Below are 13440 nucleotides of genomic sequence, written 5' to 3'. Positions count from 1 at the left end.
CTGCACATTGTATATTTCAGTTGATTCTGTCATATGAATCCTTCTTTTCTATGTACTAATACAACAAATTATATAATATAATCATACTTGGATAGGCTACACTTAATTAGACAGATTCGTTAAGGTCATATAAACTTGGTTCAAGAAAAGTCGGAGGAGAATCAAAAATGACCAACAAAAGAAAACGAAGAACCTTCTCAAAAGAATTTAAAGAACAAATTGTTAAGCTTCATGCTTCCGGAAAACCTAGGAGCGAAATTATCAAAGAATACGAGCTAACGTCTTCTGCCTTTGATAAGTGGATTCGCCAACACAAGGATTCTGGATCGTTTGAAGAAAAGGACAATCGAACTCCTGAACAGGAAGAATTAATCAGGCTTCGTAAAGAGAATCAAAAACTCGCAATGGAGAATGATATTTTAAAGCAAGCCGCGCTGATCATGGGACGAAAGTAGATGTGATTCGCAACAATGCTCACAAATACTCGGTATCAGCAATGTGTGACGTCCTACAAATTCCAAGAAGTACGTATTACTATGAAGCAAAGAGCCGTGAAAACAATGATGAAGAACTGACAACATTAGTTGTGGATATCTTTAAAAAAAGTCGTAGCATTTATGGTCAAAGAAAAATCAAAAAAGAGCTAGAAAAACTTGGCTGGACTGTGTCCCGCCGACGGATTAGCCGAATTATGAAAGAACAAGGTCTTGTTTCTAAATACACCGTTGCCCAGTATAAACCGACAAAGTCAACCTGTAATGAATCCGAAGTTGGTAATGTATTGAACCGGGAATTTGACCAAGACCAGGAGTTAAGGGTTGTTGTCAGTGATTTGACTTACGTCCGTGTTGACCAAAAATGGCATTACATCTGTATTTTAGTAGACTTATATAATCGTGAGATCATTGGCTTCAGTGCTGGTCCTCACAAGACTGCAGCGTTAGTTCAGCGTGCCTTTGCATCCGTACCGTACAATCTAAATCAACTCGAAATATTTCACACAGATCGCGGTAATGAGTTTAAAAACCAGCTCATCGACGATGCTTTAGATGCTTTTGGTATCGAACGTTCCTTGAGTGAAAAAGGATCTCCTTACGATAACGCCGTCGCTGAAGCAATGTTTAAGACGATTAAGACAGAATTTGTGGGCGGCACTATTTTCCCTTGCAAACAAGCACTTGACCTTGAACTTTTCGATTATGTGAATTGGTTTAATAATATTCGAATTCACGGATCGCTAGATTATTTAACACCAGCTGAATACAAGTTGAAACACCTTTAAAAATTTGTTCAGTTTAGTGTTTACATTCCATACTTTTCCAAGTAAATTAAATCATAGAAGCTGTCATGACGATAAATAAAATGTACGAAAATAAGTCTTTTATTACATTGTATGACACAAGGTACCTTACCCAAACTTGATTTCCTATTGAAATTTATTCACTGTAGGCAGTTTCATTTTGCTTTAGTAAACAACATATTTTAGGATGTTTTTTATATTTTATTTATTGCTATAAAGATATTGATCTTTCTGATCGGTATTAATACCGGCCTCCGTGTGAACGACTTGGTTTGATTAAAAGTCGGAAACGTAAAAGACAAGGACGCTTTTTCCATCCGGCAAAAAGAAAAAAACCGATCACAACAACAAAGTCTATCGCATTTTGGATGATGCAGCAGAGATTTCATGGGGCGTGAAGACGTAAAAACTTCAACTACTACAAGGATTTCGACTCCCTCTTGTCGAAAGTAGATGCAAAGGGAATGTTTTAAGAATCGTGAAAGAGTTTAAACCAGAGGACGAAAATCATGTATAATCATTCTGAATACCAAATTCTGTTACCCGGAGATTTCTTTTCTTCCATTTGGTGAAGAGTTAAATTCTAAAAATCACTAGGTGATCGAGGCTAACTTTATTCCATGGTGGAAAGTCGAAAACTGCTGTAAAAAGCAACTGAAGGATTTGAATCATAGTGCCCGCGCCCAAACTCGCTCCGACTCGTTTTGTGTTAGACATTAAAAGAACGTCTGGGAACGAGAGACGTCGAAGCGATAAGATAGATCACTGAAAGCCCGCACCTTCAATATTTCATTAAACTGCTGGAATTTTAATTCTAGACGCCCTTACATCATTAAAATTACTAATTTTGTGTAATTTAAATCATTAATATGGAAAAGTATATAACACTTCATAAAAGCATGGGGAGAGAGGTTGTTTAGATGGCATTGGTAGAATTACATAATGTATTTGTTACCAAAAAAGAAAAAACAATTTTAGATTTAACAAATTCCGACATTTCTATTGAAAAAGGAGACAAGATTGGTGTTATCGGAAGCAATGGTTCAGGCAAGACGACGATGATTAGGGTTATTTTAAATTTAATAAAATATAAAGGTGAAGTAAATCGTTATATACAAACAAAAGATATCGGCATTCAAATGCAACACAATCAGTTCTCCGATTTAATGAAGGTTAAAGAAATTATTTCCCTAGTGTGCAATTGTTCCATGAAAGATCCACGTGTTCAAGATGGCGTTATCCGTTTTGATTTACAGGAATTATTAAACGAAAGATTATCACATCTGTCCGGTGGCGAAAAACAACGACTAACTATTTTTCTTGTGATTTTTCATGATCCGGATCTATTAATATTTGATGAGATCACATCAGGTCTAGATTTTGATAGCAGAAATACAATTATTAAGCTGATAAAATCGCTTGCCAATGATAAAACACTGCTTATTGTTTCCCATTATTTTGAAGAAATTGAAAAATTATCGGACAAGATTTTAATCTTAGACGAAGGTAAACTGATTGCCTTTGATACATTAGAAAATTTATGCACTAAATATCAATTTTTTTCGGCAATAGGTATAGACCAGGAAGCTTCATTTACGGATTCGACCCTCCGTTTTGTACATACAGCAGACCAAAAGATATTTATGACAAAAAATCGGCAGGAAGAAGAAAAGGTCATGGAGGCACTGCGAAATGACAATATCCCTTTCACCTATAAACCTAAAGATATTCAAACGCTATATACGTATATACGCAACCAATCTAAGAGAGTGATAGTATGAGATATGCCCGATATATATTGATAGAATTAAAGGTCATTTTGCTACGAATACCGATAGTATTATTTTTCAGCATCATTTTCCCTCTTATGATGATGGTTATCGTTGTTGGAAGTGAAGGAAATATTGAAATTGGTGACGGTTTTCATCTTACGGATAAATATATCATGATTGCATCTGGGATAGGTCTAGTTCCGCTTTGTTTAGTTTCTCTTCCTGTTTCCATTGCCGCAGAAAGAGAATCAGGTGTGATGGAAAGGTACGTTCTCTTTGGCATTAATCCGTTTGCTATCATCGGCTCAAAAGTTACTGTACATATGATGATAGCGATTATACAGTTTACGCTTGTCTGTGTATTTGCGAAGATTGTTTTCAACCTTTCGATACCGGACGCGTTAACCTTATTCAGTTTCATTATGCATTATTTGCTTGCAGCTGTATTTACTTTGTCCGTCGGGGTGATGTTGGGACTTCTCACCACCCGAGTACAAATAGTACAAGTTGCAGGACTGGCTCTAATGTTTATGATTCTTGCTTTATCAGGTGGTTTCAATGAATTCAGTACGCTGCCTGAGAATGTCCAAGGTGTGATGGATTATTTTCCGGTGAAATATTTGATGAATGATTTTATCTCTATCTGGTTTAAAACAGAACTATTTTTAGGGGAATTTTTCCAGCTTACACTTGGCTATTTAACCGTTACGGGAATTATTATTTATGTTCTCATGCGAAGAGCATTCAAATTTCATTTTAGCTTTCAATCGTTAAGCCCATTAGATACATCGTCAAAGCATGGGAAAGCATAACTTATTTATCTGAAATTTAAATTTCGACATTTAGGAGGGGAATGATATTTTCCAGTATATATATACATGACTAGATAGTCTCCAAAATACTGATATTTAAAGGAGGTGAGACCTATGAATATGAAAGATGGATCTATTCAATCCCATAGTTTCTTGAGCACCGGAGAGCAAACCCAAGCGCTTAGCTACGCGGCTGGAAGCTGCAGCTGCTCATGTTCATGTTCATGCTGCTGTAGTTCATCATCTTAATTCTTACATGAGAGGCATTTATCAAAAGAGAAATATGAACTTTGACCTCCTTTCATATTTGAAGGAGGTCAAGGAATTATTAAAAATTACTTAAAGAGGTGCGACATATGAACATGAAACGCATTTCAATTTCTTTTATTTCAGCCATCATCATCACGGTGGTCGGATTTTATCTTCTTATATTGAATGGCTATCAACAGGTGGATATACAGAATCTTGAAAGTGATAAATCTTTAACAATCTTGGGTTTGGAGTATTTCAAATTTGAAGCAAACGAAGGTGCTAATGCAGAAGGTGTACCAAATAATTTCAATATGGCGCTTGTCGGTATGGTGATGGGAATTCTTATATTTTTTGTCCTGGAGTTATGGAGTAAACGGCGCAATAAAGGAGGTACAAGGAAATGAACAAGGGACTGATGAATCTTCACAGTCTTGTTTATGAGGACAGGAACAATATAGCCAATCTCTCTAATACAAAAGTCTATGCCAATATATTAAAAGGCTATGCGGATTCGAATGCATTTAACTACTTACTTGGGATGACAAGTATTCGGATCAGTGATATCCGTTCCTTGAATTTTTATAACGAAACAGGATTGGCTGATAAGATTAATGCGCAAAGAAAAATGGAAGAAGTTGAAGAAAGTAACACAACGATTTCATTACCTAAACCCAAAAATTTGAGGGGGTCGCTCAGTAATGCATTAAAATCACGACAAAGCATCCGTGAGTTCAGTAATTACAAGATGAACTTGGATGAGTTTTCCACGCTTCTAAAATATTCAATTGGTTTAAGTGATCGATATACAAAAGATGATGAAGGTAATACTTCCTATCGTCGTTATTATGGATCAGGGGGAGGAATATATCCAATCTCAGTATACTGTGTGGTGAATACTATTGAAGGTCTACGGAATGGAATTTATTTATATCGGCCTTTCACACATACATTGAAGGAAATTACCCGTGACTCTAATCTTGACGAACTGTATGAGAATGCACCGATTGACACCCAGAATTCCAATGTCAGTCTGCTTTTTTCTTACGAACTTAATAGGAATTATTTAAAATACGGGGAACTCGGCATGTTATTAGCATTTGTGGAAACCGGAATAATGGCACAGAACATACACCTTGTAACCAGACAAGTGGGTTATGGCTCATGTGATGTAGCCGGGTTCAATAAAAAATATGCTGAAACATCGATAGGTCTGGATAGTGTGAATTCACATATCATCTATTCAATTATTATTGGAAAGGAGCAGTAAACATGACAGACACGCAAACTGAAACACATCAGGGTATTACGTATAAAAAAACCAATGGACTCAATATAATAAAGAATGAGACGGAAATTACTTTGCGCAAAGGTGCTCTCCACCAGACAGAGCTAGTCATCGATAAAGAAAGCAGCTCACCAAAATTCATCGCACTCCTTGAAGCCATTTTGGATGGCCAAGAAGTGACTATTGAACCCAATCATGTACACCAAAATGATTTTAAAACATTATACAGCTATGGGTTAATCCGTAATAAGATTAAACAAGGCTTTACACTGTTAATGGTTGAAGACCAGCAGATGTTTGACGCGGTGAAAAATTTTGTGCCGGATAGTGACGTTGTGAAAAGATCAGAAATAATTTCCGATGCAGATATCGACTTGATTAGCTCGGAAAATAATTATCTTAAAACTGATGCTTATCTGGAGAGAATCCAGGAAGTCTTTACTTCTTATTCCTCCATTTATTATATTGCAACCCTTAATGAACGCCATAATGTGCAAACAATCAATAAACTGATGGTTCAGTTGGATCAGAGTTTTTTTATGGCGCTATTTGATAATGAAAATTTTCTGTTGTTAGGTGTTGAACCCAAATTAACAGGATGTTATGAATGCCTAGAAAAGAAAATTTTGTCCCGTATTCAGTTTCAAGCAGAAACACAAGATATGCATGATGACTTCGAAGTAACACCTGCAGAGCTGCTGGTCGGATTGGGGCTGATCAGAAAGAATATTGAACAAACAGAAGTAAATGGCATGTCCATGCTGACAGGGGCAGTGTTATATTATTATTTCCCTAATTTTGAGTATTCCTTTGACTTTAATAGGCGAACCATACTATGCAATACGTGTGCAGGTATCAACAAAGTTGATTTTAATGAACAAAACGCAGCATCAGTCAATATAACAAAGGAGTTAATTGATTATGAAGATTAAACTGACTGATAAAAATATCGATGACCGCATGCGCCATTTCGATGGGAAAATTGCTGGGCTATGGAAATCCCCTGAGAAATTTTACCGTCTGCGCTCATTTCCACTGCCTGACTTTCACTTTATCACCTCGGACTATCCGGAGTTTGAAAAGTTTGTATATGGTCAAGATATACATTTCACCTATCACTTGAGCGGATATGGAAAATTATACAATGAATCGAGAATGTCCTTTTTAGGGGAATCTGCCGAACGGTTTGCTTATGCCTCTCAATATCTGGGGTTACAGCATTTAATTATAAAGAAAAGCTTTGAAACGCTTCAAAAAGAAGTGGATGCTGGGGATCGTGTATGCCCTCTTGACTATGTAAATCTATTATATGGGGAAAATGACATTAATTTTATTCAGCCAACAGATAAAATATCATGGGTAAAAATGAACGCCTTGACTGAACCGGGAAAGCACGTTTATATTCCTTTGCAGTTGATGGTTTCAGGAACGCATTTTTTGAAGGAAGATGAAAAGATTGCAGTTGCAAACGCAGTCTCGACAGGAACCGCTTCTCATGAGACATTTGAACAGAGTCTTGAAGCTGCGCTTATTGAAATCTATCAATTGGATTCATATAATTTGTATTGGTATGGTGGTCTGCGTTGTCCGGATATTACGGATGCATGGAAAGAGTTAGTTGCAAAGATAATTGGTGATGCCTCTTTTTATGATTATTTTGACGTGAATATAATTGACATTACATTGGATAAACCAATTCCGATAGCTATGTGTGAAATTGTTTCTGATCTCCCCTATACACCTAAATATACAGTTGGTATTCAAGGGGCTTATACGCTAGAACGTGCGGTTTATAGATCAGTTATGGAAACACTTGCCATTGTGGAATATAATATGAATGCGAGTTGGACACATACGGAGACATTCCAGTCTGTCATGGATCAGAAAACTTTTGACAACCTTGATGACAATGTTCTTTATTATGCCCGAAAAGGAAAGCCAGAAAATCTAGCGTTCCGCGATAGTCCTCTGCATGCTAGCCGGCTGAGCATTAATCTGAAAGATCTAGTGAAAAGCCTTCAAGCATTCAGCAAATATGCAGCATTTTTAAACATTACGCCACCTGATTTTGTGGGTTCCCAGCAAGTAATTACCCGAATCATTGTACCAGAACTTCTTCCGTTGTGCATACCGAGTTTCCCACAAGTATATCATCCGAGATACAATGATATCGGAGGAATATTAAATGATTTGGTCCACCCTCTTCCTTAGAATAATGTTCATACTCATCTTTTTTCCGGGAATATTTTATCTAATTTATGATAAAATATTCATTGTACGAAGAGGGACGACCGACAAATTCGTGTTTGCTTTAATTAGCTCTGTGTTGCTCAGCCTTATATTTGTACGGGAGATGAGCATAATAATAGTGCTCCTTTTGAGTGTTATTATTCCTGCGGTTCAGGCTATGCTGGAACTGCACAGCGCTAAACGTTTCCTGAAAGCATTTCGGGAGAAGAAATTTCTTTTGCAAACACTCATCTTCATTCCATTTTTGGAAGAATATATTTTTCGGTATGTAATGTATGAAACGTTTGCCTCACACGGCGTACCGCACCTATTTTACATTGGGTTTTCGGCACTGGTATTTACATTTATGCATTACTACAAGCTCAAAACAGACAGTTTTTACAAAATGGCATTGGGTATCATGCTCGCGAGCGTATTTGCATACACAACTAATTTGTTTGCAGTTATACTTATGCATATCATATTCAATGTAGTCGTATATTTGATCAAATATACCAATAATTACAGAGGATTTCAGACATAATAGTTAGTTGTTTCATAATACACGGTTTTTTCTTGGAAGGTATGGCTGTCTTGATTATAACAAACCCTGTCTGGCGGATTTTTATTTGCATTCACGTTACAGACGGGGTTAAATGATTGCCGATAATGGAACAGTTCTTTAACAGCATTTTATCACGCCTGTAAAATGTATGATTATATCCCTTTTATTACATTTTATAAGCAACAATAAACTTAAGAAGTTGCTCTAATGGCAACCCCCCACTAGTTAACTCAACAAGAAATGCTCATTTTCTATGCATTACAAATTGTGACTTACTCAATTTAAATTGATTTTTTGTATAAAAAGGGATTAAATGTTCTTCACAAAACAAGCTTATAACATCGATATCAGAAAGCTCCTCTAGCAATTTTGATACGAGATTCGTCCCAATGCCTGAATTTTGAAAAGCGTTATCTATAACCACATCTTCTACGTATGCTCTAAATTTACCATCCGATATAGCTCTGGCAAACCCAATAAGAGTACCGTCCTTCCATGCTCCAATTGAAATTACAGACTTCAACATCTTTTCAATATCTTGCTCTCTCCTTTCCTTCCACCAGCCTGCATCTTTATAAAGCTTCATAAGCTCAATAGCTGTAATTGGTCTCAGCGAAGTTTAAATATTCTACTTTCAAGTTATTCATACATAGTACCCCCAATTATGTCACTTTCTTTCTTAATTTAAAAACTATAAAATCAGCACATCTGAAATCTTCTTCAAATGACGGATATTTACTCAATTTATCCTCCGATGGCTTTGGTTCAACTAAGCCTTCTAAAATAAAACCTGCTTTAATGACATTATTAACATAGCTCGTTAAAGTTCTATGGAATAATAGCTTTTTTTCTTTATCGCCTAATCTTTGTTCATAAACACCTTCATAAAAATATTTATCTACGTTCCAATGTAACTTTTCACCATCTTTTGTTTTCTCCCATCCACTCTCTGGAGTAACAAAACAGGGATGTAAAATTGAAAAAATAAAATATCCTCCATTTACTAATAGACGATACATTTCTTGAAATGCTTTTTCATAATTTGCAAAGTCTTGTATTACCATATTCGATACTATTAGATCAAAACTGTTATCCTCTAAAAAATTTAAATCCTCACAACTCCCATGCTTATAATCAATTCTCAAATCAATTGGAGTTCTTTCTTTAGCAATTTCTAACATTTTTTCTGAATAATCTATTGCTGTTACATTCGCTTCAGATTTAGCTAAAATTCTACTGAAATATCCTTCACCACATCCAGCATCTAAAACTTTTTTATTCTTTACAGTTCCCATAAGTGATAATAAAGTAGGGTTTAAAAAAATTTCTTTATGAATGTCACCTTTTTCATTATGAGCTGCTGAATATGTTTCGGCATATCTATCCCACCTTTTAATCGCTTCTTCTGTGCTAATATTTTTCTTCTTTTTAAAACCACCTAACTTATTCATATTATCTTTGATTTTCCATTCTTATTACCATTTAAATGTACTATATTCAAGAGGTATTCTAACATTATTTATTCAAGAAAATGATACCCAATTGTGAAATACAATCCTTTTAGGTAGTAAAAGTGTAAAGGTGATGGAAGGTTAGAATTTCTCGTTCAACTCTTGATGGTCCCCATGATATCTTACTTTAGAAAAATAAGAAGAATGAAGATAGAGAAAGCCACACTATTATATTTGTGGCTCCCTCCTCCCCTTTATAGAATAATCAATTCTTTGTTTGCATGTGTTAATACTTTGCTTCCATTCTTTTTCACCAGAATATCATCCTCGATTCTAACACCGCCAATTCCAGGCAAATAAATGCCAGGTTCTACTGTCATTACCATGTTTTCCTTTAAAACATCTTCAGACTTTACGGAAAAATATGGCGATTCATGTACCTCAAGCCCAATTGCATGTCCAGTACCATGTCGAAATTGCTTACCGAAGCCTTTCTCCGTGATAAAATCTCGAACTTTTTTGTCGATTGCTTGACAGAAAGATCCTGCTTTAATCGAATTAATTCCTATTTCAAGTGCATCATAAACAATGGAATATATTTGCTTTAAATCATCATTTGGTTCGCCAACAGCAATTGTCCTAGTCATATCAGAACAATAACCTTCGTAATAAGCCCCAAAATCAAGTGTTAGCATATCTCCTTTTTCTACTTTTTTATTACTCGCAACCCCATGCGGTAAAGCTGAACGAATTCCTGAGGCAATAATGATGTCAAATGAAGAAGAAGTTGCCCCATTTTTACGCATATGATGCTCCAGTTCATGGTTTATTTCCATTTCAGTTATTCCTGGTCTAATAAAGTTAAGAATATGCTCAAATGCTTTATCAGAAATGTTAGCGGCAGTATTTATTTTTTTAACTTCGTTATCCGTTTTTACCGCTCGAAGTCCCTCGATAATGCCTGAAACAGGTATACATTTTTGGACTAAATTATTTAAGTCTTTATATTGTTTGTAATTCAAATCCTCTTGTTCGAACCCTAATCTTTCAATTCCCATTTTCTCAGCTTGTTTAGCAACTTCTTGAAGGGTGGATCTATTTTCAATAATTTGGAATCCCTTAACCTGGTTTACAGCTTGTTCAACATATCTAAAATCAGTAATGAACTTAGCACATTCTTTGGAAATAATTGCTACGCCTGTTGTTCCGGTAAAACCTGTGATATACCTACGATTAAAGCTATTAGTAATCAAAAAACCATCAATATTATTTTGCTCAAATTGCTCTCTTAGAACGGTTAGTTTATCCATTACAAATTCCCCCTTATACACTTCATATTGTTTAAATTTTTATCATTCAATTTTTGCGTAAATTCATACCAAACAATTGAATGATAAAAATATCTCCTTCTGTCCTACCGAGTAGATAATCTTTTTAAATGGTGATTGATTGTTTACTGTATATTACTTAATATAAGTAATGCAACTTATATGCCAATTCTCTATATCTTTTGTGCTTTAAATCATCTTTTCTAAAAAAGGATTCCGGATTTTGCATCTTATCGTGGTATAAATCTTGCATACTTTATTAAAAAGACGAAGGAGGATATATTATGTCCATTAATTATCAAACGAGATTAACTGCATTAAAAACCTACTTAGAAGAAAATAATATTGATGTTGCAATGATTATGACACCAGCAAATGTATTCTATTATACTGGATTTAATTCTGAACCACATGAGCGTTTCATGGCTTTGGTTGTTGATAATCGCAATCAACAAAATATCTTATTCGTCCCCGCTTTAGACAAGGATTTGGCTTCTAATGACTCGATTATTAGAGAAATAATTCCAATCTCTGATGGGGAAGATCCGTACACTATACTTCAAGAAAAGCTGGGTAAGGGAATCACTCGTTTTGGACTCGAAATGAAAAAAGTGAGTATGTTTCAACACCAGTATTTAACAGCGGTTTTCCCTGAGGCTAAATATGAAGATATTCAACCATTCATTAACAAACAACGGATGAAAAAATCAAGAGATGAAATTGCGCATACACAAAAGGCAATAGATATTATTGAGAAAGTAATGGAAGAGGGAATGAAAAAAGCAACAGTTGGTATGAGTGAACTAGAATTAGTGGCTGAGCTAGAATTTTTGATGAAGATGTTTGGTGCAGAGGGACCTTCATTTTCAACCATTGTGTTATCTGGTGAAAAATCAGCATTACCACATGGGATACCAGGAAGCAGAACTTTTAAAAATGGGGACTTTTTGCTAATTGATATGGGGGTAACTATTACAGAAGGGTATTGTTCCGATATTACCCGAACATTTATTATCGGTGAACCAACAGAAAAACAAAAAGAAATATATGATATTGTGCGAAGGTCTAATCAAGCAGGTATTGATGCTGTAAAATCCGGTGTACCGCTTAAAACATTTGATATGGAATCAAGAAACTTGATAACAAACAATGGCTATGGAGAATATTTTAATAATCGGGTTGGTCATGGCCTTGGTATTGAAGTGCATGAGGAACCATCTATCCATGAAAATAATGAGCAAATGGCAGAAAAAGGATTATTGTTTACGATCGAACCTGGAATTTATATACCTAATTTTGGCGGTGTACGGATTGAAGACAATGTGTATATTAATGAAGCTGGAGAGGCTGAAATATTGACTTCCTTTCCGAGAGGGTTACATATGTTGTAAATCAAACTGGCGGGAACTTAAAAAAGAACAATAGATGGGTCTAAAATGTATCCTATTACGTAATCTCTTAAAGGCGATAGATAGAAGAAGTAGCTGATATGAATTAGGTTTTAACTCGCTATTTTATTAACAGCGTATATGACCTACACCAATAAATATGGGTAGCAATGAGATGTAAGAAGATGACTCCTATTCTATACAGGAACCATCTTCTTACAAAATGGAACTGGATATTTGATGATAATTAATTATTTACATTCCCAATAGTATTGTATTGAGTATCTTTAGTCATGCCAACTTCATCATATTCACTCATCATCGAAGTAAGTTTTCTTGAAGCAAAAAGAAGGATGACTCCTAGTGCAATCGCTACTCCGCCAATTGTAAGAAATATCCCCATATAACCTAAAGAGGCTGTTAAAGCAGCCAGTTGCCCAGCTATAAGATTGGCAATCCCTATAGTAGATAGCCATACTCCCATAAGCAAAGAGGCAATTTTAAGTGGTGCTACCTTACTGACCAATGATAAACCAACAGGAGATAAACACAATTCACCCAATGTATGCAATAAATACGTTAATATAATAAAGGCTATATGGGCCTTTGTAACTATATTTTGCTCATCACTCCCTGTGTACAAAACAGCAGGGATAAGAATCATAAATCCTACTCCGAGCAATATCATGCCTAAACCCATTTTCGTTATTGGTTTTAGATCACCAGTTTTAGATTTAGAAAGCTTAAGCCATAAAATTGAAATAATTGGTGCGAAGCTAACGATGAATAATGGATTTAGTGATTGGAACCAAGAAACAGGTACGAGGTATCCAAATACTTCCCGATCCACAAAGTTTTTAGTGTATAACGTAAATGAACTTCCTGCTTGTTCAAATCCGGCCCAGAAAAAAACAACAAAGCATGCAAGGATCATAATTGCCAATGTTCTTTTTTTCTCTTTTTTTGTAAGTGGCTGTTTTTGGTTCTTTTTCTCCGGAACTTCTTTTACATTCAATTGGGTTGGTTGTAATCCTACATTACCTAAATATCTATTACTT

The 13440-nt window shown here is 35.4% G+C and carries 14 protein-coding genes; 10 read left to right on the top strand and 4 right to left on the bottom strand.

Translation table 11 applies throughout. The annotated features are described in order from the left end of the window. Positions 1–167 precede the first annotated feature (167 nt). From GZ63_RS0113970 to GZ63_RS18865, 9 genes are all read left to right on the top strand, one after another. Positions 168–1282, top strand: a protein-coding gene (locus GZ63_RS0113970; protein WP_156947741.1) for an IS3 family transposase whose coding sequence is annotated in 2 segments (ribosomal slippage) — positions 168–420 and positions 420–1282 — 1116 coding nt in all. Because the reading frame shifts where the segments join, the coding sequence is not laid out codon by codon here. A 938-nt stretch (positions 1283–2220) separates the two neighbouring features. Next, entirely contained in the window at positions 2221–3081 is an 861-nt protein-coding gene (locus GZ63_RS0113965; RefSeq protein ID WP_051681508.1) for an ATP-binding cassette domain-containing protein, read from the top strand. Continuing rightward, a complete protein-coding gene (locus tag GZ63_RS0113960) occupies positions 3078–3884 on the top strand; it encodes an ABC transporter permease (RefSeq protein WP_029270591.1) in 807 nt (268 codons plus the stop codon). The genes GZ63_RS0113965 and GZ63_RS0113960 overlap by 4 nt, the downstream gene beginning before the upstream one ends. 114 nt (positions 3885–3998) lie before the next feature. Continuing rightward, positions 3999–4133, top strand: a complete 135-nt coding sequence (locus tag GZ63_RS18950) for a listeriolysin S family TOMM bacteriocin (protein WP_198020944.1) — start codon at positions 3999–4001, stop codon at positions 4131–4133. 107 nt (positions 4134–4240) lie between these two features. Then, positions 4241–4540 carry an LlsX family protein gene (locus GZ63_RS0113955; protein WP_029270589.1) on the top strand — a complete coding sequence of 100 codons (300 nt, stop codon included), beginning with the start codon at positions 4241–4243 and terminating at the stop codon, positions 4538–4540. Continuing rightward, positions 4537–5403 (top strand): SagB family peptide dehydrogenase, encoded by an 867-nt coding sequence (locus GZ63_RS0113950; RefSeq protein ID WP_029270587.1) that lies wholly within the window; start codon positions 4537–4539, stop codon positions 5401–5403. The genes GZ63_RS0113955 and GZ63_RS0113950 overlap by 4 nt, the downstream gene beginning before the upstream one ends. Positions 5404–5405: 2 nt before the next feature. Continuing rightward, entirely contained in the window at positions 5406–6353 is a 948-nt protein-coding gene (locus tag GZ63_RS0113945) for a hypothetical protein (RefSeq protein WP_029270585.1), read from the top strand. Then, positions 6343–7632, top strand: a complete 1290-nt coding sequence (locus tag GZ63_RS0113940) for a YcaO-like family protein (RefSeq protein WP_051681507.1) — start codon at positions 6343–6345, stop codon at positions 7630–7632. The genes GZ63_RS0113945 and GZ63_RS0113940 overlap by 11 nt, the downstream gene beginning before the upstream one ends. Then, complete coding sequence (locus GZ63_RS18865) at positions 7607–8194, top strand: CPBP family intramembrane glutamic endopeptidase (RefSeq protein ID WP_029270581.1); 588 nt, start codon at positions 7607–7609, stop codon at positions 8192–8194. The genes GZ63_RS0113940 and GZ63_RS18865 overlap by 26 nt, the downstream gene beginning before the upstream one ends. Positions 8195–8459: 265 nt before the next feature. Here GZ63_RS18865 and GZ63_RS0113930 read toward each other — a convergent pair whose 3' ends face one another. From GZ63_RS0113930 to GZ63_RS0113920, 3 genes are all read right to left on the bottom strand, one after another. Further along, positions 8460–8801, bottom strand: a complete 342-nt coding sequence (locus GZ63_RS0113930; protein WP_051681506.1) for a GNAT family N-acetyltransferase — start codon at positions 8799–8801, stop codon at positions 8460–8462. 76 nt (positions 8802–8877) lie between these two features. After that, positions 8878–9666 (bottom strand): class I SAM-dependent methyltransferase, encoded by a 789-nt coding sequence (locus tag GZ63_RS0113925; RefSeq protein ID WP_029270578.1) that lies wholly within the window; start codon positions 9664–9666, stop codon positions 8878–8880. A 254-nt stretch (positions 9667–9920) separates the two neighbouring features. Next, positions 9921–10976, bottom strand: a complete 1056-nt coding sequence (locus GZ63_RS0113920) for a M24 family metallopeptidase (RefSeq protein ID WP_029270577.1) — start codon at positions 10974–10976, stop codon at positions 9921–9923. A gap of 302 nt (positions 10977–11278) precedes the next feature. Between GZ63_RS0113920 and GZ63_RS0113915 the strand changes: the two genes are divergently transcribed. Next, a complete protein-coding gene (locus GZ63_RS0113915) occupies positions 11279–12385 on the top strand; it encodes a M24 family metallopeptidase (protein ID WP_029270576.1) in 1107 nt (368 codons plus the stop codon). Positions 12386–12629: 244 nt separating this feature from the next. Here GZ63_RS0113915 and GZ63_RS0113910 read toward each other — a convergent pair. Next, on the bottom strand, positions 12630–13440 hold an 811-nt coding region (locus GZ63_RS0113910; RefSeq protein ID WP_038221271.1), incomplete at its 5' end, for a peptide MFS transporter.

The sequence above is a fragment of the Virgibacillus alimentarius genome (genome assembly GCF_000709085.1).
Classification (GTDB): domain Bacteria; phylum Bacillota; class Bacilli; order Bacillales; family Amphibacillaceae; genus Virgibacillus_B; species Virgibacillus_B alimentarius.
Note: the sequence above shows the minus strand (reverse complement) of the source record. Positions and strands in the feature narration are given on the sequence as shown.

Coding starts and splice junctions, on each gene's coding strand:
- GZ63_RS0113920 (WP_029270577.1), bottom strand. CDS start 10,976: ATGGATAAACTAACCGTTCTAAGAGAGCAATTTGAGCAAAATAATATT.
- GZ63_RS0113960 (WP_029270591.1), top strand. CDS start 3,078: ATGAGATATGCCCGATATATATTGATAGAATTAAAGGTCATTTTGCTA.
- GZ63_RS0113950 (WP_029270587.1), top strand. CDS start 4,537: ATGAACAAGGGACTGATGAATCTTCACAGTCTTGTTTATGAGGACAGG.
- GZ63_RS18865 (WP_029270581.1), top strand. CDS start 7,607: ATGATTTGGTCCACCCTCTTCCTTAGAATAATGTTCATACTCATCTTT.
- GZ63_RS18950 (WP_198020944.1), top strand. CDS start 3,999: ATGAATATGAAAGATGGATCTATTCAATCCCATAGTTTCTTGAGCACC.
- GZ63_RS0113925 (WP_029270578.1), bottom strand. CDS start 9,666: ATGAATAAGTTAGGTGGTTTTAAAAAGAAGAAAAATATTAGCACAGAA.
- GZ63_RS0113940 (WP_051681507.1), top strand. CDS start 6,343: ATGAAGATTAAACTGACTGATAAAAATATCGATGACCGCATGCGCCAT.
- GZ63_RS0113930 (WP_051681506.1), bottom strand. CDS start 8,801: ATGAAGCTTTATAAAGATGCAGGCTGGTGGAAGGAAAGGAGAGAGCAA.
- GZ63_RS0113945 (WP_029270585.1), top strand. CDS start 5,406: ATGACAGACACGCAAACTGAAACACATCAGGGTATTACGTATAAAAAA.
- GZ63_RS0113955 (WP_029270589.1), top strand. CDS start 4,241: ATGAACATGAAACGCATTTCAATTTCTTTTATTTCAGCCATCATCATC.
- GZ63_RS0113965 (WP_051681508.1), top strand. CDS start 2,221: ATGGCATTGGTAGAATTACATAATGTATTTGTTACCAAAAAAGAAAAA.
- GZ63_RS0113915 (WP_029270576.1), top strand. CDS start 11,279: ATGTCCATTAATTATCAAACGAGATTAACTGCATTAAAAACCTACTTA.